General features: G+C 71.3%; 19 protein-coding genes. 13 read left to right on the top strand and 6 right to left on the bottom strand.

Annotation, left to right across the window (positions count from 1 at the left end; translation table 11 throughout):
- Positions 1-310 precede the first annotated feature (310 nt).
- Entirely contained in the window at positions 311-718 is a 408-nt protein-coding gene (locus EV141_RS04190) for a GreA/GreB family elongation factor (protein ID WP_198675495.1), read from the bottom strand.
- Between the two features lie 165 nt (positions 719-883).
- Between EV141_RS04190 and glmU the strand changes: the two genes are divergently transcribed.
- On the top strand, positions 884-2,332 hold the full coding sequence (gene glmU / locus EV141_RS04185; protein WP_130484684.1) for a bifunctional UDP-N-acetylglucosamine diphosphorylase/glucosamine-1-phosphate N-acetyltransferase GlmU: 1,449 nt from the start codon (positions 884-886) through the stop codon (positions 2,330-2,332).
- A gap of 71 nt (positions 2,333-2,403) precedes the next feature.
- Complete coding sequence (locus EV141_RS04180) at positions 2,404-3,381, top strand: ribose-phosphate diphosphokinase (protein ID WP_130484683.1); 978 nt, start codon at positions 2,404-2,406, stop codon at positions 3,379-3,381.
- Between the two features lie 46 nt (positions 3,382-3,427).
- Here the strand turns inward: EV141_RS04180 and EV141_RS04175 are convergent, their stop codons facing one another.
- Together EV141_RS04175 and EV141_RS04170 are read right to left on the bottom strand one after the other, a co-directional pair.
- Positions 3,428-4,273, bottom strand: a complete 846-nt coding sequence (locus tag EV141_RS04175; protein WP_130484682.1) for a DUF6671 family protein — start codon at positions 4,271-4,273, stop codon at positions 3,428-3,430.
- An 8-nt stretch (positions 4,274-4,281) separates the two neighbouring features.
- Positions 4,282-4,653, bottom strand: coding sequence for a hypothetical protein (locus EV141_RS04170; protein WP_130281332.1), 372 nt, complete (start codon positions 4,651-4,653; stop codon positions 4,282-4,284).
- Between the two features lie 58 nt (positions 4,654-4,711).
- Between EV141_RS04170 and EV141_RS04165 the strand changes: the two genes are divergently transcribed.
- Both EV141_RS04165 and EV141_RS04160 read left to right on the top strand, forming a co-directional pair.
- Positions 4,712-6,031 carry an APC family permease gene (locus EV141_RS04165; RefSeq protein WP_130484681.1) on the top strand — a complete coding sequence of 440 codons (1,320 nt, stop codon included), beginning with the start codon at positions 4,712-4,714 and terminating at the stop codon, positions 6,029-6,031.
- Entirely contained in the window at positions 6,028-8,019 is a 1,992-nt protein-coding gene (locus EV141_RS04160) for a CoA transferase (protein WP_130484680.1), read from the top strand. The genes EV141_RS04165 and EV141_RS04160 overlap by 4 nt, the downstream gene beginning before the upstream one ends.
- 57 nt (positions 8,020-8,076) lie before the next feature.
- On the opposite strand, the gene gndA is transcribed toward EV141_RS04160, so the two are convergent.
- A complete protein-coding gene (gene gndA, locus EV141_RS04155) occupies positions 8,077-9,525 on the bottom strand; it encodes an NADP-dependent phosphogluconate dehydrogenase (RefSeq protein WP_130484679.1) in 1,449 nt (482 codons plus the stop codon).
- 236 nt (positions 9,526-9,761) lie between these two features.
- On the opposite strand from gndA, the gene EV141_RS04150 reads away from it, so the two are divergent.
- From EV141_RS04150 to EV141_RS04135, 4 genes are read left to right on the top strand one after another with little or no spacing between them, the layout of a single operon-like run.
- The gene (locus tag EV141_RS04150) at positions 9,762-10,286 is read left to right on the top strand and encodes a gluconokinase (RefSeq protein ID WP_375880241.1); all 525 of its coding nucleotides are present in this window, start codon (positions 9,762-9,764) and stop codon (positions 10,284-10,286) included.
- Between the two features lie 20 nt (positions 10,287-10,306).
- Positions 10,307-11,713: a GntP family permease gene (locus EV141_RS04145; RefSeq protein WP_130484678.1), complete on the top strand. Its 1,407-nt coding sequence runs from the start codon at positions 10,307-10,309 to the stop codon at positions 11,711-11,713.
- A gap of 31 nt (positions 11,714-11,744) precedes the next feature.
- Entirely contained in the window at positions 11,745-12,515 is a 771-nt protein-coding gene (locus tag EV141_RS04140) for an SDR family oxidoreductase (protein WP_130484677.1), read from the top strand.
- A gap of 24 nt (positions 12,516-12,539) precedes the next feature.
- The gene (locus EV141_RS04135) at positions 12,540-13,589 is read left to right on the top strand and encodes a zinc-binding dehydrogenase (protein ID WP_130484676.1); all 1,050 of its coding nucleotides are present in this window, start codon (positions 12,540-12,542) and stop codon (positions 13,587-13,589) included.
- Between the two features lie 4 nt (positions 13,590-13,593).
- On the opposite strand, the gene EV141_RS04130 is transcribed toward EV141_RS04135, so the two are convergent.
- Complete coding sequence (locus tag EV141_RS04130) at positions 13,594-14,307, bottom strand: FadR/GntR family transcriptional regulator (protein WP_130484675.1); 714 nt, start codon at positions 14,305-14,307, stop codon at positions 13,594-13,596.
- 62 nt (positions 14,308-14,369) lie between these two features.
- Here EV141_RS04130 and EV141_RS12325 point away from each other — a divergent pair, with 62 nt between their 5' ends.
- From EV141_RS12325 to mfd, 5 genes are all read left to right on the top strand, one after another.
- The gene (locus EV141_RS12325; protein ID WP_198675494.1) at positions 14,370-14,702 is read left to right on the top strand and encodes a hypothetical protein; all 333 of its coding nucleotides are present in this window, start codon (positions 14,370-14,372) and stop codon (positions 14,700-14,702) included.
- A 31-nt stretch (positions 14,703-14,733) separates the two neighbouring features.
- The gene (locus tag EV141_RS12320; protein WP_198675493.1) at positions 14,734-14,925 is read left to right on the top strand and encodes a hypothetical protein; all 192 of its coding nucleotides are present in this window, start codon (positions 14,734-14,736) and stop codon (positions 14,923-14,925) included.
- 154 nt (positions 14,926-15,079) lie between these two features.
- Entirely contained in the window at positions 15,080-15,694 is a 615-nt protein-coding gene (locus tag EV141_RS04120; protein WP_130484674.1) for a 50S ribosomal protein L25/general stress protein Ctc, read from the top strand.
- A gap of 33 nt (positions 15,695-15,727) precedes the next feature.
- Positions 15,728-16,351, top strand: a complete 624-nt coding sequence (gene pth, locus EV141_RS04115) for an aminoacyl-tRNA hydrolase (RefSeq protein ID WP_130484673.1) — start codon at positions 15,728-15,730, stop codon at positions 16,349-16,351.
- An 84-nt stretch (positions 16,352-16,435) separates the two neighbouring features.
- Entirely contained in the window at positions 16,436-20,023 is a 3,588-nt protein-coding gene (mfd, locus tag EV141_RS04110; RefSeq protein ID WP_130484672.1) for a transcription-repair coupling factor, read from the top strand.
- Here mfd and EV141_RS04105 read toward each other — a convergent pair.
- Positions 19,939-20,832, bottom strand: coding sequence for a CPBP family intramembrane glutamic endopeptidase (locus EV141_RS04105; RefSeq protein ID WP_130484671.1), 894 nt, complete (start codon positions 20,830-20,832; stop codon positions 19,939-19,941). The two genes, mfd and EV141_RS04105, sit on opposite strands and share 85 nt — an antisense overlap.
- Between the last annotated feature and the right edge of the window lie 296 nt (positions 20,833-21,128).

The following is a 21,128-nucleotide window of genomic DNA, read 5'->3' as shown; positions in this document are numbered from 1 at the left end:
GATGCTCCTCGCAGTTTTCCCTGGTCAGGGGCAAGAAAGGTGCGCCGCGGCCTGGCTATGGTGGCCAGACACGCCAGCTGACGAAGGGACGCGTGAAACACCATGTCAGGAAAATCGCCCCGAACATCCCAGGCCAAAAAAGAGCCGAAGCTCACGATCAAAGAAAAGCGCGAGCTGAAGCGAGAAAAGGCGCAGGCCACCGTCGTGAAGCCACGCAAGTCTCGCTAGCCCGGCATCGCCGCTCGGGCAGCGGTACCCGCGCAGAACACAGCCCCCTCCGCGACTGCGCGGAGGGGGCTGTGTCATGTCGTCAGTTGAAGGGTTCGGTGGCGAGGATGCTGATGCGTTGCTCGCCGGAGGGGGCGACGAAGGTGACGGCGTCGCCCACATAGTGGCCGTTGATGGCCGTGCCGAGCGGCGACGTCGGCGAATACACGTCGATCTCGAGACTCGAGTCGAGTTCGCTCAGCGTGCGGCTGCCGAGCAGGAAGGTGGTCTCGCTGCCGTCTGAGTCGAAGCGGATCGTCACGATCATGCCCGGCTCGACGAGCCCGTCGTCGGGCATCTGCCCCACGACGGCGTTGCGCAGCAGCTCGCGAAGCTCGCGCGCCCGCACGACAACCGCGTTGCTCGGCTCGGCGACGGCCTCGCACTCGGCCAGTTCGGCTTCGAGTCGCTCGCGCGCCGCCAGCGTCATCCAGATCTTTTCCGACGTCATGCCGTCACTTCTCCTTGCAGTACAGCCGGTGCCATCACCACACATGAGGCAAAACGGTCATCGTAGCCCGAATACTGAGCTGGGCGGGCCGGGCGGTCAGTGCGAGCAGCTCAACCGACGCCGATCTCGCGAACGCGAGCGGTGAGCGCTGACAGAATGGATGGCATGACCGACCAGCGCCTCGCCGTCATCGTGCTCGCCGCCGGAGCCGGAACCCGCATGAAGTCCCGCACCCCCAAGGTGCTGCACTCGATCGCCGGAACCCCGCTCATCGGCCACGTTCTCGCCACCGCCCAGGCGCTCGAGCCGGCGCACGTCGTCGCCGTCGTGCGGCACGAGCGCGAGCGGGTGGCCGCGGCGATCAGCGAGCTCGCCCCCGAGGCGCACATCGTCAACCAAGACGAGATTCCCGGCACCGGCCGTGCCGCCGAGGTCGCGCTCGACGCTCTGCCCGCCGACTTCGACGGCGACGTGCTCATCGTCTCGGGCGACGTTCCGCTGCTCGACGCCGACACCCTCGCCGAGCTGCTCGCCGCCCACCGCGCGGCCGACGCCGCCGCGACCGTCTTGAGCGCGCACCTCGACGACGCGACGGGGTACGGGCGCGTGATCCGTGCATCCGACGGCGCCCTCGACCGCATCGTCGAGCACAAGGACGCGAGCGACGACGAGCGCGCCGTCACCGAAATCAACTCGGGCACGTACGTCGTGAACGCGGATGCGCTGCGCCGGTCGCTCACGCACGTCACCACCGACAACGCGCAGGCCGAGAAGTACCTCACCGACGTCATCGGCGTGCTGCGCGGCGAGGGCGCGACGGTCGCGGCGATTCCCGTCGCGGAGGCGTGGCTCGTCGGGGGCGTCAACGACCGCGTGCAGCTACAGGAAGCCGCCGCCCGCCTCAACGCGCTCATCGTGCGCGGCTGGCAGATGGCCGGCGTCACCATCCACGACCCGGCCACCACCTGGATCGAGCGCGGCGTCACCCTCGAGGCCGACAGCGAGGTGCTGCCGAACGTGCAGCTGCGCGGTGCGACCGTGGTGCGCTCCGGCGCCGTGGTCGGGCCCGACTCGACCCTCACCGACGTCGAGGTCGGGGCGGATGCGAAGGTCGCGCGCACCGACGCGACCAGCGCGGTGATCGGAGCGCGCGCATCCGTCGGGCCGTTCTCATACCTGCGCCCCGGCACCGTCGTCGGGGAAGACGGCAAGATCGGCACCTTCGTCGAGACGAAGAACGCCGTGCTTGGCGCGGGATCGAAGGTGCCGCACCTGTCGTACATCGGCGACACGACTGTCGGCGAGGGCTCGAACATCGGGGCCGGCACCATCACCGCCAACTACGACGGCGTGAACAAGCACAAGACCGTCGTCGGCTCACACGTGCGCACCGGCTCGCACAACGTGTTCGTGGCCCCCGTTAGGATTGGCGACGGCGCGTACACGGGTGCGGGCACGGTTGTTCGGAAGGACGTTCCGGCGGGGGCGCTCGCCGTGACGGCCGGCTCGCAGCGGACCGTCGAGCGGTGGGTTGCGGCCAACCGGCCGGGCACCGCGGCGGCCGATGCGGCGGCAGCGGCGCAGGCCGCCACCGACGGCGACAGCGCCCCCTAGCCGTACCCGTACACGCACCAAGACCGGCGAAAAGTACCCATGCCGCAGCGGCGGCAGAAGGCGAGCACGACGTGGCCAGCATCAAAATCACCGGTCAGAAGAAGCTGGTCCTCGTGACGGGGCGCGCGCATCCGCAGCTCGCCCACGACATCGCGACCGCCCTCGAAACCGACGTCGTGCCGACCGACGCGCGCACCTTCGCCAACGGCGAGATCTACGCCCGCTACGGCGAGAGCGTGCGCGGCTGCGACGCCTTCGTGATTCAGTCGCACGCGAACCCCATCAACGAGGCGCTCATGGAGCAGCTCATCATGGTGGACGCGCTGAAGCGCGCGTCGGCGAAGCGCATCACCGTCGTCGCCCCCTTCTACCCGTACTCGCGGCAAGACAAGAAGGGCCGTGGGCGCGAGCCCATCTCGGCGCGCCTCGTCGCCGACCTGTTCAAGGCCGCCGGTGCCGACCGCATCATGAGCGTCGACCTGCACGCCGCGCAGATTCAGGGCTTCTTCGACGGGCCCGTCGACCACCTGTTCGCGATGCCGGTGCTGCTCGAGCACTTCCGCGAGCAGCTCGACGCGTCGACCCTCACCGTCGTCTCGCCCGACATGGGCCGCGTGCGCGTCGCCGACATCTGGAGCGACAAGCTCGGCGCCCCGCTCGCCATCATCCACAAGCGCCGCGACCCGCTCGTGCCCAACCAGGTCTCGGTTCACGAGATCGTCGGCGAGGTCGAGGGCCGCGTCTGCCTGCTCGTCGACGACATGATCGACACGGGTCGCACCATCGTGAAGGCGGCCGAGGCGCTCAAGAAGAACGGCGCCATCGGTGTTGTCGTTGCCGCCACCCACGCGATCTTCTCGCCGCCCGCCTTCGACATCCTGCAGAGCGAGTTCATCGACAGCGTCGTCGTCACCGACACGTTGCCGGTGCCCGAGGACAAGCGCTGGGACCGTTTGACTGTGCTGCCGATCGCCCCGCTCATCGCGCGCGCGATCCACGAGGTCTTCGACGACGGCTCGGTTACCTCGATGTTCGACGGCGCCGCATAGGCGCGTCGAGGCGACCGCCCGGGTCGACGAACGACGACCGCCCCGGTCAGGGGTTACAGGCGTCGCAATATTGCGGGTCTGCCGTCGTTCTGCCCGGGATGTCGTGCACCTCGCGGTGCTCGCAGCGCGGGCAGCCGTGCACGTGAGCGCGTGCCATGGCAGTGGGCAGCCAGCACACCGCGCACGGGAGCCCGCGCACGGTCTCGACCCGCCCGAATCCCGGGCATCCACACACCGGACAGAGCACTGCTGCGCGCTGCGCTAGGTCGCGAGCGGCCTCGGCGATGCGCTCCATCCGTCGAGGGTTGGCGTGGGCGCGCAGGTCGGATTCGACGGCGACCGCCCCGTCGTCAGAGAGCTCGCGCGCCCAGTCGAAAGCGAGCCGCAACTCGTCACGGTCGCGAACGCCCTTCCAGAAGCGCGGGTCATCGAGCGCGTTCGGGCGAACCACGAGCCAGTGGGTGGGAAACCCGGCGCGCTCGGCGATGCCGTCCAGCTCTTCCCCCGTGCGGGCGACCCCGTGGACGTGCGGTGAGGGCCCATCGGCGATCCCGACGATTTCAATGTCGCGATCGCGATCGACCAGCATGATGAGCTCGCGGTTGTGGCTGACGAACCCGAGCAGCGGGTGGCGGTCAAATGAACCTTCGCTGCCGAGCCCGATCGGAAGCCCCGACAGCTCAATGGCCGTCAAGGCCTTGGTCCGCGCTGCCTCCCATTGGGTTCCTGCGCGATCGACGTCGCGGGTGAACGTGCCCAGTTGATCGGTGTCGAAGCCCTGGACACGGGCGACGGTGCAACCGAGTTCCGCCTCGAGTGCCGCGGCGACGACCGTTTCTTTCCCGTGCTGCGTGAGGAAGCCGACTGTCAACCGGTGGTAGGGGTGAGGCATGGGAGGCCTTAGGTTCCGGTGCGAGGTTCCAGGCTGGGGCGGCCCGGTATAAGCCCGAGCACAGCGATGCGCACTTCGCCGGCGGGCGACAGGGCGTAACAGTTCCAGCCGAGTAGCCGCGGGTCGGTGAGATCGAAGGCGATGCGAGAGGGCACTCCGGGTGCTGCATAGAAGTCGACCGCCATTCGGCAGGCCTGCGCGGCGGTGTTTCGCGCGACCGACCACGTACCGAGCGCTCCCGGAATCACGAGCGCCAGCATCGCCACAATGCTCACCCAGCGGAGGACACGTCGGCGCCGCTCCCACGGTGACAGGCCCGCGCTGGAGTCGCGGTCGGGGTCGTCGGGCCACTCGCGCAGCTCGATCGGGTCGTCGTTCATCGCGCCCAGTCTGGCACGCGCTCCCTGCTCGCCCCCTGCGCCGGGTAGGGTTCAGCCCATGCCCGCGGAACCCGAAACCGCAGACGAGAGCACGCCACACCCCACCGCCGTACCCGCGGCCCACGGTGCCCTGGCGCGCCGTGTTCGCCTGCCCGGCGCGATCGGCATCGGCCTGGCCTCCATGATCGGTGCAGGCGTGTTCGCCGTGTGGGGTCCGGCGACCGACGCCGCGCGGGGCGGACTGATCATCGCGCTCGTGCTGGCGGCGCTCATCGCCACCCTCAACGCGTTCAGTTCCGCGCAGCTGGCAATGGCGCACCCCGTCGCGGGCGGAGCCTACGCATTCGGCCGCCGCTACGTGGGGCCCTGGACGGGCTTCAGCGCCGGCTGGTTGTTCGTCACCGGCAAGACAGCTTCGGCCGCCGCGATCGCGTCGATCGCCGCCGCCTACCTGTACCCGACGGAGCCGACTCCCGTCGCGGTGGGCCTCATTGTTCTGTTTGCCGCGCTCAACATGGCCGGCGTGCGTACGACGGCGCGGGTGGCGATGGTGATCGTGGCGACGGTGCTGACCGGCCTCGCCGTCGTGCTCATCGCGACGGTGTCGGGCGGCGCCGCAACCGACCTCGAACCCGTGACGAGCATCCTCGCCCCCGCGAGCCCGTACGGCGTGCTGCAGGGGGCTGCGCTGCTGTTCTTCGCGTTCGCCGGCTACGCCCGCATGGCGACCCTCGGCGAAGAGGTGGTCGAGCCGCGCCGCACCCTGCCCCGCGCCATCTTCATCGCCCTCGGCGTCGTGCTCGCCCTCTACGCGACGGTCGCGGTGCTGCTGATCTCGACGCTCGGCACCGACCGCCTCGCCGGCAGCAGCACCCCGTTCGCCGACGCACTCGACCCCGCGTGGGCCCCGCTCGTCGTGGTGGTCGCGGGCATCGCGTGCCTTGGCTCGCTCGTCGGAATCCTCGCCGGGCTGAGTCGCACGAGCCTCGCCATGGCGCGCGGCGGCGACCTGCCCGGTTTCCTCGCCCGCATCTGGCCGCGCACGAGCGCACCGGCCGTCGCGGAGGCGATCATCGCCTCCATCGCGATCGTCATCGTGGTGCTTCTCGACCCGGCGCAGCTGGTCGCCGCGTCGAGTTCGGCCGTGCTGCTCTACTACGCCGTCGCGCATGTGTCGGCCCTGCGCCAACCCGCCACCGAGCGCTGGCAACCTCGCGTGGTCGCGATCGCCGGGCTCGTCGGCTGCGTCGTGCTCGTCGCCGCCCTGCCGCCCGTCTCGATTCTCGGAACCGCCGTTCTGCTTGCCATTGGCCTCGTTCTGCGGATGCTCGCGGTGCGCCGACGCCCCGCCCCCGATTCCGGCACGGTCGCCTCGTGACGGCCGCGGCCGTGCCCTCCGGTGGCACGCCCGGCGCATCGGCGCCGACCGCGCCGGCCGCACCCGCGCTCGAGGTGCACGGCCAGGGCCCCGACGATTCGGCGTACCCCGTGTCGGCGTTCGCCGCCGAGGCGGTCGGCGAGTTCGCCCTCGCCGTGGCCGAACTCGTGGGCGCCCCCACGGCGACGGTCGACGCCGCCCTTGCCCGCGCGTGGTTCACCGAGGCCGTGCGCCTCCGCGAGCCGGGGCCTTCGCCCTGGAACCCGCTGAGCACCGACTACCGTGCCGCCGACGGGTGGGTGCGCCTGCACATGAACGCGCCCGCGCACCGCGCGGCGGCGCTCGGGGTGCTCGGCCTGGGTGATGGCGACAACGCCGCCGGCGTCGCGGGCACCGTCACCGGGCCTGACCGCGACGCCGTCGCTGCCGCTGCCCGTACCTGGCGTGCCCTCGACCTCGAGGAGGCCGTCATCGCGGCGGGCGGGTGCGCGGGGGCGCTGCGATCCGTGGGGGAGTGGGCCGCGCATCCTCAGGGGGTCGCGACGGCGGCGCAGCCGCTCGTCGTCTCGACGCCCACACGCCGCGCCGAGGTGCCCTGGCCTACCGGAACCCCCGACCGCCCGCTCGCCGGCGTGCGCGTGCTCGACCTCACACGGGTCATCGCGGGCCCTGTCGCAACGCGGGCTCTCGCGCTGCTCGGCGCCGACGTGCTGCGCGTCGACCCGCCCGACTGGGACGAGCCGGGCGTCACCCACGACACGACCCTCGGCAAACGGTGCGCACGGCTCGACGCACACGACGTCGAGCGCGCATCGACGCTCGCCGCGTTGCTCGCCGAGGCGCACGTGCTCGTGCACGGCCTGCGCCCCGGAGCCCTCGACAGCCTCGGCCTCGACGCCGACACCCGCCGCGCCATCGCGCCCGGCCTCGTCGAGGTGCAGGTGAGCGCCTACGGGCCGAGCGGGCCGTGGGCTGAGCGCCGCGGCTTCGACAGCGTCGTGCAGCTCGTCACGGGCATCGCCGACGCGCGCACCGATCTCGACCCCGACGCCACCCCGCACGCGCTGCCGGTGCAAGCGCTCGACCACGCGACCGGCTGGTTTGCCGCGGCGTCCGCCGTGCGCGGCATCGCCCGCGCCCGCGAAACCGGCGAGGGCAGCGCCCACCACCTCACGCTCGCCCGCACCGCCCTCGAACTGCAGCGCCGCAAGGATGCGCGGGGCACGTCACCGACGCCCGGCGCGGCTGCGACGACGCCGCCCGTCGCGCCCGCGACGCCCGCGGTGTCCGCACCGCCCATGACGTCCGCGGCAGCTGCCCCCGAGCTCCCCACGCACCCAATGCAGTCCCCCCTCGGCACGGTCGACGTGCTCGCCGCCCCGTTCGCGGTCGACGGCGTGCGTGCCGAGGCGCTCACGCCCCCGCGCCCGCTCGGCTCCGACCCGGCCGACTGGCACGCCACAGACGCCGACACGGGCCGGCGACGCCGCGAGGCCCGGGTGATCCGCGTTCCGCGCCGCCGGGTTCCGGTCTGGGCAGCGCTCTCGGGTCTCGGAGTCTGGGCGCTGCAGGGCGTGCCGCTCACGGTGGGCGCCGCGATCATCGGCGAACCCGTGCCCGACCCCGGCTGGTGGACCTCGCCGATTTGGGCGGCCGGCGCCGCCGCCCAGGCGCTCGCGCTGTGGCTCACGTGGCTTGCGCTCTCGAGGGTCACGTCGATCGTCGGCGTGCTCGCCGCGACGCTACCCATCGGGATGCTCGCGCACTTCGCCGCCGCCACCGCCGTCGCGCTCGCCACCGGCGCCGCCGCCCCGCCCGCGCTCGAGGCGGGGTTCACGCTGCTCGCGCTGCACTGGGCGAGCGGAGCGGCGCTCGTCGCGTCCAGTCTGCCGATCGCGCTGATGCTGACGCCCTTGGGTGCGGGGTCAAGCGGCCTCGGCCGCAGCACCGCGCCTCGCTACGCCCGCCGCGGCCGCCGCTCACGCTGAGACGACGACGGGCCCGCACCCCCGCGAGGGGGCCGGGCCCATTCGATCGTGTGTCGCCTAGTGCGTGTCGGTCGCCTCGATCTCGCTGCGGTCGCCCGACCACAGCGTGTGGAAGGTGCCCTCGCGGTCGACGCGCTTGTAGGTGTGGGCGCCGAAGAAGTCGCGCTGCCCCTGCACGAGGGCGGCCGGCAGGCGGTCGGCGCGCAGGCCGTCGTAGTACGACAGCGACGACGCGAACGCCGGCGTCGGGATGCCCGCAAGCGCCGCCCCGGCGACGATGCGGCGCCACGACGGCAGCGCCGAGCCGACCGCGTCGGCGAAGTAGGGGGCCGTGACGAGGGCGACGAGCTCGGGGTCGTCGGCGTAGGCCTCGGTGATGCGGTTTAGGAACTGGGCGCGGATGATGCAGCCGGCGCGCCAGATCTTCGCGATCTCGCCCTTCTTGATGTCCCAGTTGTACTCGGCGGCACCGGCGACGATCGCGTCGAAGCCCTGGCTGTAGGCGATGATCTTCGACGCGTAGAGCGCGCGCCGCACGTCCTCGACGAACGCGTCACGATCATCCACCGACCAGGTCTCGGTCGAGGCGGGAAGCGACTGCGCGGCGGCGCGCTGTGCGGGCGCCGACGACAGCGAGCGGGCGAACACGGCCTCGGCGATGCCCGAGACGGGCACGCCCAGGTCGAGCGCGCTCTGCACCGTCCAGGCGCCGGTGCCCTTCGCACCGGCCTGGTCGAGGATCACGTCGACGAGCGGCGAGCCGGTCGCCGCGTCGACCTGGCGCAGCACCTCGGCGGTGATCTCGATGAGGTAGCTCTCGAGCTCGCCGGTGTTCCACTCGGCGAAGATGTCGGCGATCTCGGCGGGCGTGAAGCCGCCGACGCGACGCAGCAGGTCGTACGCCTCGGCGATGAGCTGCATGTCGGCGTACTCGATGCCGTTGTGGATCATCTTGACGAAGTGGCCGGCGCCGTCGGTGCCGACGTGCGTGACACAGGGCTCGCCGTCGGCGACCGCGGCGATCGACTTCAGGATCGGGCCCATCGATTCCCACGCCTCGGCCGAGCCGCCGGGCATGATCGAGGGGCCGTTCAGCGCACCCTCCTCGCCGCCCGAGATGCCAGCGCCGACGAAGTTGATGCCCGTCTCGCGCACCGCCTTCTCGCGGCGGATCGTGTCGGTGAACAGCGCATTGCCGCCGTCGATGATGATGTCGCCGGGCTCGAACACCTGCACCAGCTGGTCGATGACGGCGTCGGTGGGGCGGCCGGCCTTCACCATGATGATCGCCGTGCGCGGGCGGGCGAGCGACGCGGCGAACTCGGTGTAGTCCTTGGCTGCGACGAAGCCCGCCTCGGGGTGCTCGGCGAGAAGCGCTTCGGTCTTCTCGAATGAGCGGTTATAGACGGCGACCGTGTTGCCCTCGCGGCTCGCGAGGTTGCGGGCCAGGTTCGACCCCATGACGGCGAGTCCGACGACTCCGATGATGGCGGTGGGCTGGGTCACGAGTCACTCCTCGAGGAAGGGGGGGGCGTCGCAGGGCCGGGAGCGGCTGCCGCGAGCGGGTGGGATGCCATCCAGCCTATTGCGCGCTCTCGCGGGGATGCGCATCCGCTCTCAGCTGCTGCCGGGGTTGACGTGGGTCGGACGCGCGTATAGCCTCAGGCATTAAATCTGTTTTATTGCTAAAGCACCATGGCTAAATCAGATGTAAAGACGCGTCTGATCACTCGGGAGTCACTGTGGAACCCACGCCGCCGCTCATCGTCATGGGCGTGTCCGGATCCGGCAAATCGACCATCGGGGCCGCGCTCGCCGCCGCTCTCCGGGTCGAGTTCATCGACGGCGACGATCTGCACCCCACGGCCAACAAGGAGAAGATGGCGGCGGGCATCCCGCTCACTGATGAGGATCGCGCGCCCTGGCTCGAGATCATCGCCGAGCGCATCGGCGCCGAGCGCGCCGAGGACCGCTCGATCGTCGTCGCCTGCTCGGCATTGCGCCGTCGCTACCGCGACCAGCTGGTCTCCCACGCCCCCGAGACCGTCTTCGTGCACCTCGCCGGCGACCGCGCGCTCATCGCCGATCGCCAGGCGAACCGGCAGCACGAGTACATGCCCCCCAGCCTGCTCGACTCGCAGTTCGCGACCCTCGAGCCCCTGCAGGAGGACGAGCGCGCCGTGCTCGTCGACCCTGCGCTGACCCCGGAGGAGATCGTCCGCCGGGTCACCGAATCGATCGGCCGCCCGGCCGGCACGTCACGCTGAACAGAGAGGTTGCGCGACACATGACCGAGACACCGTTCCTCTGGGAGCTGCCCACCGCGGGTCTGCTCCTCCTCGCCGCAGGAGCCATCGCGCTGCTGCTCGTGCTCATCATCGTCGCGAGGCTGCACGCCTTCCTCGCGCTCATCATCGTCAGCGCGCTCACCGCGGTGGCCGCCGGCATCGCCCCCGGGTCGATCGTGTCGACCCTCACCTCGGGCTTCGGATCGACGCTCGCGACCGTCGCGCTGCTGGTGGGGCTCGGGGCGATGCTCGGCCGGTTCATCGAGGCGAGCGGGGGAGCGAAGGTGCTCACCGACGCGATGATCCGCCGCTTCGGCGAGAAGCGGGCGCCGCTCGCGCTGTCGATCGCCTCGCTGCTGATGGGCTTCCCGATCTTCTTCGACGCGGGCCTCGTCGTCATGCTGCCGATCATCTTCGCGGTCGCCCGCCGCCTCGGCGGATCGCTGCTGACCTACGCGTTCCCGGCCGCGGTCGCCTTCTCGGTCATGCACATCTTCGTGCCCCCGCACCCCGGCCCCGTGGCCGCGAGCGGGCTCCTCGGCGCCGACGTCGGCCTCGTCATCCTGCTCGGCATCCTCGTCGCCATCCCCAACTGGTACATCGTGGGCTACCTGTTCGGGCGCCACCTCGGCCGCCGCTACGACATCGCCGTGCCGAACATCCTCGCCGGCCGGCCCGACGACGAGTCGGGCGACCTGTTCCGCTCGACCCCGAAGCTCGGCACCATCGTCTTCCTGCTCGCGCTGCCGCTCGTGCTCATCGCCTTCAACACCGGGCTCAACGCCGCCGCCACGGCCGGGCTCGTCTCGCTCGACGACACCGGCATCCAGGTGCTGCGCCTGATCGGCGAGACGCCCATCGCGCTGCTCATCACCGTGCTCGTCGCGATCGCCCTGCTCGGCTGGAAGCCGAAGAAGCAGCGCTCGCTCATCGAGACGATCACCGACAGCGCCCTCGGCCCGGTCTGCGCGATCATCCTCATCACCGGTGCCGGCGGCATGTTCGGCGGGGTGCTGCGCGCCACCGGCATCGGCAACGCGATCGCCGACTCGCTCGACGCGATCGGCCTGCCGATCATCGTCGCGGGCTTCGTGATCGCCGCGATCGTGCGCGTCGCGCAGGGCTCGGCCACCGTCGCCCTCACCACGGCGGCGGCGCTCGTGCAGCCCGTCGTGCTCGCCGACACGAGCTTCAACTCGATCGAGGTCGCCGCGATAGTGCTCGCACTCGCGGCCGGCTCGGTGTTCGCCGGGCATGTCAACGACTCCGGCTTCTGGCTCGTCAGCCGCTTCTTCGGCATGGACACGCAGACGACGCTGAAGACGTGGACGGTCGGGCAGGCGCTCATCGGCATCATCGGCTTCGCGATCGCGCTCGGCATCTTCGGGCTCGCGAGCCTGATCTAGCAGCGCGACCCCGAGCATCAGGAGGAGCAGCATGAGTGCCGCATTCGACCTCAGCGGCCGACGGGCCCTCGTCACCGGATCGAGCCGCGGCATCGGCCGCGCGATCGCCGCGGGCCTCGCCGAGGCGGGTGCGGCGCTCGTGCTGCACGGCCGCGATCCCGACCGTCTCGAGGCGACCCGGGCCGACTTCGCCGCGCGCTTCGGCGAGGAGCGCATCACCGCGGCCGCCTTCGACGTCATCGACGCCGAGGCGGTCGCGGCGGGCATCCATCGCATCGAGGCGGATGCCCCGCCGATCGACGTGCTCATCAACAACGCGGGCGTTCAGCACCGGGAGCCCCTGCTCGACATCGCGCTCGCCGACTGGGATCGCGTCATCGCGACCAATCTCACGAGCGCCTTCCTCGTCGGCCGCGAGGTCGCCCGGGGGATGGTGGCGCGCGGACGCGGCAAGATCGTGAACATCGCCTCGGTGCAGACCGACCTCGCGCGGCCCACCATCGGCGCCTACACGGCGTCGAAGGGCGGCATCCGCAACCTCACCCGCGCGATGACGGCGGAATGGGCGGGCGACGGCGTGCAGGTCAACGCCATCGCGCCCGGCTACATCCACACGGAGATGACGCAGGCGCTCGTCGACGACGAGACCTTCAACGGCTGGATCCTCGGGCGCACGCCCGCCGGCCGCTGGGGCACGACCGACGACATCGTCGGGCCCGCAGTGTTCTTCTCATCCTCGGCCTCCGACTTCGTCACGGGCCAGGTGCTCTTCATCGACGGCGGCATGACCGCCGTCGTCTGACCGATCGACCGACGAGGAGATCCCATGACCCCGAGCAACCGCGCCGTCGTCGCCCACGCGGCCGACGACCTGCGCATCGAGACGCGTCCCGAACCCCATGCGGCGTCGGACGAGGCCGTGATCGCGATCGCGTTCGGCGGCGTCTGCGGCAGCGACCTGCACTACTGGCGTCACGGCGCCGCGGGGGAGTCGATCCTGCGCGCGCCCATGGTGCTGGGCCACGAGGTGGTCGGGGTGGTGCAGCACGCGGCCGCCGACGGGTCCGGCCCCGCCGTCGGAACGGCCGTCGCCGTTCATCCCGCGACCGAGCTGCCCGGCGACGGCTCGCGCTACCCCGCCGATCGGCCGAATCTCGCGCCCGGCGGCACCTACCTCGGCAGTGCGGCCCGCGTGCCCCACACCGAGGGGGCCTTCGCCGACCGGGTCGCGATGCCGAGCCGCATGCTCCGTCCGCTGCCGCAGGGCCTGTCCCTGCGCGCTGCCGCCGTGATCGAGCCCGCGAGCGTGGCGTGGCACGCGGTCGCGCGCGCCGGCGAGGTCACGGGCCGGCACGCGCTCGTCGTCGGGGCGGGCCCGATCGGCGCGCTCATCGTCGCGGTGCTTCGCCGGGCGGGCGCGGCGCACATCACGGTCGTCGACCTGGTGCCGCGGGCGCTGGATGCCGCGCTCGCGCTCGGCGCCGATGCGGCGCTGCTCGCCGACGACGCCGAGGCGATCGCCGCCGTCGACGCCGACGTGAGCTTCGAGTCGAGCGGCAACCACCGGGGCCTCGCCTCGGCCGTGCGCGGCACGACGCGCGGCGGCACGGTCGTCATGGTCGGCTTGCTGCCCTCGGGCGAGCAGCCCGCCCTCATCTCCCTCGCGATCACCCGTGAGCTCGAGCTGCGCGGGTCGTTCCGATTCGCGGGCGAGATCGACGCGGTCGTGGCGGCCCTTGCGGACGGCTCGCTCGACGTCGCGGGCGTGGTCACCCACGAGTTCGCGGCGTCCGAGGCGCTCGAGGCCTTTGCGATCGCCGCGGACCCCGCGGTCTCGGGCAAGGTGTTACTGCGCTTCTCCGCCGCGGAGAAGTAGGGCGTTACCGCGGGGCGCGCTCCGCGCCGTCCCAGATGGACGAGACCTCGTCAGTGGTGCGCCCGAGGATCGCCCGCATCGCGGCGGCGGCCCGCGCCGGTCGCCCGGCCTGCACGCCGTCGGCGACGTCGACGTGCCATTGCAGTGCCTCCTCGTGCGGATGCGCCGGCATGAGCCCGTGTTCGGTGCGACCCCGAAGCACCGCGGCGACCGCGCCGTCCAGGGCGGCGAGCATCTCGTTGCCCGATCCGCGCAGCACAAGCGCGTGGAAGGCAATGTCGAGGTCGAGGAACCCCTCGAGGTCGCCGGCTCGTCCGAGCTCCCGCATGCGGGCGGCGATGGTCATGAGCTCCTCCCGTACGGAGGCGGGGGCGTGCCGGGCGGCCAGGTCGGCGGCGAGCGGCTCCACGGCGGTGCGCAGCTCGGTGAGGGAGCGCAGCTGGACGGCACGGTCGGGCCCGTCGAGTCTCCAGCGGATCACGTCGGCGGAGTAGACGTTCCATCGATCGGCGCTCAGCACCCGCACTCCGAGGCGCTTGACCGACTCGACGAGGCCATTCGCTTGCAAGGCGCGGATCACCTCGCGCACTACTGACAGGCTCACGTCGTAGCGCTGCGCGAGCTCGCCGGCCAGCACGACCTCCCCGCGGGCGAGCCGCCCGGCGACGATCGATGATCCGAGGTCGTCGAGCAGGCGGCGGTGGAGGCTCGACGGCATGGTCGAACGATACCGCGGCGTCGCGCACAGGCCCTGCGGCGACCGCATGGGGACGGTGGGGGATGCCCGGCCCTCGGCCCTCGCTCGAGCTCATGGGCGTCTCGGCCGCGGGCAAGACCGTCGTCGGGCGCGAGGTGGCTGCTCGCGCGGGCATCCCCTTCCTCGACGCCGAGGACCTGTACCCCGCGGCGAACGTGCAGAAGATGGCGGCCGGCATCCCCCTCGACGACGCCGATCGCGCACCGTGGATCGACGCCGTCGGGGCGCAGCTGGCCGAGTCCGCGCCCTGCATCATGGCCTGCAGCGCGCTGACCCCGCGCCTACCGCGCGTGGTTGCGCGCGCTCGCCCCCGGCACTGTCTTCGCCCTGCTCGACGTGCCCCGCGCGGTGCTTGAGCAGCGCCTCACGCAGCGGCAAGGGCACTACATGCCCGCGAGTCAGCTCGACTCGCAGCTCGCCACGCTCGAGGCCCCCGCCGTGGGGGGAGCCCGTCATCGCGCTCGACGGCGAGCAGAGCACCCCGAGAACGAGCCGGGCGTCACCGTCGTCGACGGCGTGCAGACGGTCGAGGCGCTCGCCGCCCAGGTCGCCGCCCTCGTGACGGGTGCCGTAGACTGACCCACTGAACTTCGGCGAGGGCGCGCTCGACTGAGAGCGACGCCGTGATCGACGCGGTGGGTACGGCACGAGAGTCGTTCCTCACGCGCACACGCGTTCGAGTTGACACACGACCCGGGCCTACAGGCCCCCAACACCACGATGGAGAACAGCCATGGCTGACGAAAACCGCCTGAGCGCCGACGAGCGCACGTCCTTCGGCAAGGGTGCAGCCCGCAAGCTGCGCGCCGTCGACAAGATCCCCGCCGTCATCTACGGCCACGGCACCGACCCGCGCCACGTGACCCTGCCGGGCCACGAGACCGCCCTGCTGCTGCGCAAGTCGAACGTGCTCGTCACGCTCGACATCGCCGGCGACAAGCAGCTCGTGCTCGTCAAGGACGTGCAGAAGGACCCGGTGCGCCAGCTCATCGAGCACGTCGACCTCGTCGTCGTCCGTAAGGGCGAGAAGGTCACCGTCGACGTGCCCGTGCACATCGAGGGCGAGTCGGCCCCCGGCACGATCCACGTCGTTGACCACAACACCCTCACGGTCGAGACCGAGGCCACGCACATTCCCGAGTCGTTCATCGTCTCGATCGAGGGCCTCGAAGAGGGCACCCAGATCCTCGCCGGCCAGGTCGAGCTGCCGAAGGGCACCACGCTCGTCACCGACGCCGAGGCGCTCGTTGTCAACGTCACCGTGCCGGCCGCCCCGCAGCTTGACGACGAGTCGGCCGAGGCTGAGTCGACCGAGGCCGCTGCGGCCGAGGGCGACGCCGCCGAGTAGTCGGCACCCCGACACTCACCCCGCGCGATCGTCATGTTCGGACTCGGTAAGGCAAAGCCCCCGGCCGCAGCCGATCGCGACACCTGGCTGGTAGCCGGGCTCGGTAACCCCGGGCCCGGCTACGCCGGGAACCGCCACAACGTCGGGCACATGGTGCTCGATGTTCTGGCCGAGCGCGTGGGCGCGCGCTTTGCCCGCCACCGCTCGACGACGATGCTCGCCGAAGCGAGGCTTCGCCCGGGCGGCCCCAAGCTGGTGCTGGCGAAGCCGCTGAGCTACATGAACACCTCGGGCGGCCCCGTCTCATCGGCCGCCAAGTACTTCGGCATCGCCCCCGACCGCGTCATCGTCGTGCACGACGACCTCGACCTGCCGTTCGAGACGCTGCGTCTGAAGGTGGGCGGCGGCCACGGCGGCCAAAACGGCGTACGCGACATCATCAAGGCGCTCGGCACGCCCGACTTTCTGCGCGTGCGCGTCGGCATTGGCCGCCCGCCCGGGCAGCAGAACGCGGCCGACTACGTGCTGCGCGACTTTCCGGTGAGCGAACGCGCGGCCCTGCCGTTCGTGCTCGACGAGGCGGCCGACGCCATCGAGCGCATCATCGACGACGGCCTCGTCGCCGCGCAGCAGCGCCACCACGCGCCGAAGGCGTAGGGCCCGCCCCGCCGCACCGCGCACGCGCCTCGCCCGTCGCTGTCCCCGGCGACCCTCAGTTCGACGCGCGTACACTTGCGCGACGTGACTCTCGAGCGGTTAATTCCGGCGCTTCAGCGCGCCCAGACGTTTTCTGACGCCCTCGAGTACGCCCGGCGCTCCGCCGACTTCTCGGTCGTCGAGGGCCTGCGCCTTCCGCTCGTTGCCGGCCTGCTTGAGCGGCGCGAGGGCCCGCAGTGCCTGCTCGCCATCACTGCGACGGGCCGCGAGGCCGACGCCGTGCGCGAGGCGTGGGCCTGCCTCGACCCCGACGCCACCGTGCTCGACCTGCCCGCGTGGGAGACGCTGCCGCACGAGCGCCTGAGCCCCAGCGCCGAGACGGTCGGCCGGCGCATTCGCACGCTGCGCGCGCTCCGCGAATGGGCGGATGCCCCCACCGGCACGATCGTCGTCGTCGCGTCGGTGCGCGCCGCCCTGCAACCCCTGCCGGCAGGCCTCACCGACATCGAGCCGGTCGAGCTCACCCTGAACGGGCGCGGAGCAGACCTCGGTGGCGTGACCACCCGCCTGATCGACCTCGCGTACAGCCGGGTCGACATGGTGACGCGCCGCGGAGAGTTCGCGGTGCGCGGCGGAATCTTGGATGTCTTCCCGGCCGTCGCCGAGCATCCGGTTCGCGTCGAGTTTTTCGGCGACGAGGTCGACCAGATCCGCGAGTTCTCGGTCGCCGACCAGCGCTCGCTGCCCGACACCGGCATCACCCGCGTCGAGTTGCCGCCGACCCGCGAGCTGCTGCTCACCGAGGGCGTGCGCCAGCGGGCCCGCGAGATGCTGCACGAGTTTCCGAGCCTGTCGACGATCCTGCAGAAGGTGGCCGAAGGCATCCCGGTCGAGGGTATGGAAAGTCTCGCGCCGGCCCTCGTCGACAAGCTCGTGCCGCTGACCGACTATCTCCCGCCGAACGCCGCGGTCGCCGTGCTCGGCCCCGAGCGAGTTGCCACGCGGGCGGCGAACCTCGTCGAGACGAACCGCGAGTTCTTGAGCGCCGCGTGGCACGCCGCGACCGCGGGGGCCGAGTCGCCGATCGACCTCGACGCGGGCGACTTCCTGACGGTCGAGGCTCTGCACCGGGCGGCCGGCGACCGCGCGTGGTGGACCTTCAGCCAGTTCGACGCCGACGAGGCCGACGTCGTGCGGGTCGCCGCCGACGCCCCGCCGTCGTTCGCGGGCCGCAGCGGGGGAGCGGTCGACCACGTCGTCGACCGCCTCGCCGAGGGCTGGAGCATGATCATCGCCGCAGCCGGGCCGGGACTCGTCGAGCGCGCCCGCGACGTGCTCTCCGACGCAGGGGCCGCCGCGCGCCCCGTCGACGCACTACCCGAGACGCTCGAGCCGGGCGTCGCGTACCTCGTGCGCGGCAGCGTCGAGCAGGGCTTCGAGCTGCCCGACGTGAAGCTGGGGTTGTTCGGCGAGACCGAGTTCTACGGTCGCAGCGTCGGCTACGACTCGCGTCAGCCGAAGAAGCTCGCGAGCCGCCGCAAGAACGTCGTCGACCCGCTGCAGCTGAAGGCGGGCGACTTCGTCGTGCACAACACGCACGGCATCGGCAAGTTCGTCGAGCTCACCCAGCGCGAGGTCTCGACGGGTGGCGGCCGCAAGGCCCAGAAGTCGACGCGCGAGTTTCTCGTCATCGAGTACGCGCCGAGCAAGCGCGGGTACCCGGGCGACAAGCTGTACGTGCCGACCGACCAGCTCGACCTGCTCACCCGCTACGTCGGCGGCGAGGCGCCGGCGCTGAGCAAGATGGGCGGCAGCGACTGGGCGGCGGCGAAGGGGCGTGCCCGCAAGGCCGTGCGCGACATCGCCGTCGAGCTCGTCAAGCTGTACTCGGCGCGCATGTCGAGCCGCGGCTTCGCCTTCCCCGCCGACACGCCCTGGCAGCGCGAGCTCGAAGAGGCCTTCCCCTACGCCGAAACCCCCGACCAGCTGACGACGATCGACGAGGTCAAGCGCGACATGGAGTCGCCGATTCCCATGGATCGCCTGCTCGCCGGCGACGTTGGCTACGGCAAGACTGAGGTCGCCGTGCGGGCCGCCTTCAAGGCCGTGCAGGGCGGCAAGCAGGTCGCGATGATCGTGCCGACGACCCTGCTCGTGAAGCAGCACCTCGAGACCTTCGCCGACCGCTTCGCCGGGTTCCCCGTGCACCTCCGCGCCCTCAGCCGCTTCCAGACCGACAAAGAGGCGAAAGAGACCATCGACGGCCTCGCGCGGGGAACGGTGGACGTCGTGATCGGAACCCACCGCATCCTCAGCCAGGGCATCCAATTCAAAGACTTAGGGCTCGTGATCATTGACGAGGAGCAGCGCTTCGGCGTCGAGCACAAGGATGCGCTGAAGAAGTTGAAGACGAACGTCGACGTGCTCGCCATGTCGGCGACGCCGATTCCGCGCACGCTCGAGATGGCGGTCACCGGCATTCGCGAGATGTCGACGCTCGCGACCCCGCCGGAGGACCGGCACCCGATTCTCACCTTCGTCGGGCCGTACAGCGACAAGCAGGTCGCCGCCGCCATTCACCGCGAGCTGCTGCGCGAGGGGCAGATCTTCTACGTGCACAACCGCGTGTCGAGCATCAACCGGGTCGCCGCGAATCTCGCCGAATTGGTTCCGGATGCGCGCATCGCGATCGCGCACGGACAAATGAGTGAGAGCGCGCTTGAGCAGGTCATGGTCGACTTCTGGGAGCGCAAGTTCGACGTACTCGTGTCGACGACCATCATCGAGACGGGCCTCGACGTCGCGAACGCCAACACCCTCATCATCGACCGGGCCGACAAGTACGGCCTGTCGCAGTTGCACCAGCTGCGCGGTCGCGTCGGCCGCGGGCGCGAGCGCGCGTACGCGTACTTCCTCTACGACGAGACGAAGCCGCTCACCGAGACCGCGCACGACCGCCTGCAGACGCTCGCCGCCAACAGTGACCTCGGCGGCGGCATGGCGATCGCGATGAAAGACCTCGAGATTCGCGGCGCCGGCAACCTGCTCGGCGCCGAGCAGGCCGGTCACATCGCCGGCGTCGGGTTCGACCTGTATCTGCGCATGATCGGCGAGGCCGTCAGCGTGTTCCGCGGTGACGCGGCGGAGGAACAGACCGAGCTGCGCCTCGAATTGCCGGTCGATGCGCGCATCCCCGAGGAGTTCATCGAGTCGGAGCGGCTGCGGCTCGAGGCGTATCAGAAGCTGTCGACGGCGGCGGCCCCGGCGAGCGACGACCAGGCGCTCGAGCAGGTGCGCGACGAGCTCGCCGACCGCTACGGCGAGCTGCCGGCGCCGGTGCTCGCCCTCTTGCGGGTCTCACGCCTGCGTCGCATCGCGCAGAAGGCGGGACTGTCTGACGTGGTCGTGATGGGCTCGAACCTGCGCCTCGCGGGCCGCGACCTGCTCGACTCGAAGCAGCTGCGCCTGCAGCGCATGTACCCCGGCTCGAAGTGGTGGGGGCAGACGCGAACGGCACAGGTTCCGCTGCCGAAGGATGCGTCGGACGACGACCTGATCACGTGGGTGGGCTCGGTGCTCGAGAACCTTTACGACGTGTCGGTCGAGGTAGAGGTCGAGGGTGCGTCAGACGGTGCGTCGGCGGCTGCGTCGTCGGGTTCGGACGCGGGCTGAGCCTTCTCGCGGGCCGGGGCGAGCGGCAGCGGCTTCGGGAAGCGGATTGTGCCGGGGATGCGATCGACCCGGTACACGGCCGCCGGGATGATGACGAGCGTGCGCAGGTCGAACAGTGCGTGCAGCACCATGGCGACGACGATGCTGCCCGTCACGACGTAGATCGCTGTGAACACGAGCCCGACGAGGGTCGTCGCGATGACGCCGATCGGCCCCTGGTAGGCGTGCAGCAGGCCGAACACGAGGGCGGCCAGCAGGAAGGCGCTGATCGGTTCGCCCGTCACGATGACGAGCAGGGCGGGCAGGGCGAGGCGGAACAGCAGTTCTTCGCTGACGCCCGCGTTGAGCGAGAGCGCCGCCCCCCAGCGCAGCTCGGGTCGGTTGCGGGGGAGGAGGGCGGCAATATTGCCGACGACGAGCACTCCGCCCTCGCGCCGAGCGCCCCGCACGCCCACGATCGTGAGGATCACGAGCCCGACGGCCGCGCCGACGACCATGCCGATGCCGAGCCCCGAGCCGACGAAGCCGCGCACGGCCGCGACGGGAGCGAGCTGCTGGGTCTGCTCGAGCATGGCTCCCGCGAACGGATGCACGACGATCAGTACCAGCGCACCGCTCGCTCCGAAGGTCACCGCCGACTCGATGAGCCAGCGCCGCATCATGCTCTGCCGGCGAATCGTCGAGCGGTAGCGCCGAAACCGAGTGAACTCGCGCCGATCTTTGCGGATCGCGCGGACGAGAAACGCGGCGAGCATCCCGACGGCGACGAGGGCGGCGAGAACGCGCATCCACGGTTCGGCGTCGAGCATGCGTCAACCCTCCCACGCCGAGCCTGCGGCCCCGTGTGCGCCCGGTCCGCCCGCCCGCTGCGCTCAGCCCGCGACGCCGGTTTCCCGGGGCGGCGTATCTCGCCAGTTTCTGTGTCCGCGAGACCGACAGCTCGCCGAACGGCTTCTGTGTCCGCGAGACCGACAGCTCGCCGAACGGCTTCTGTGTCCGCGAGACCGACAGCTCGCCGAACCCCGCCGGCGCGTCGCTTCACGTGGACGGCGCGTCGTCTTGAGGCGTCGGTCTGGCGGACACGCGCCCCGCCACCGCCCCGGCT

Source organism: Microcella putealis (assembly GCF_004216575.1).
Classification (GTDB): domain Bacteria; phylum Actinomycetota; class Actinomycetes; order Actinomycetales; family Microbacteriaceae; genus Microcella; species Microcella putealis.
This window is presented reverse-complemented; position numbering and strand designations above follow the sequence as displayed.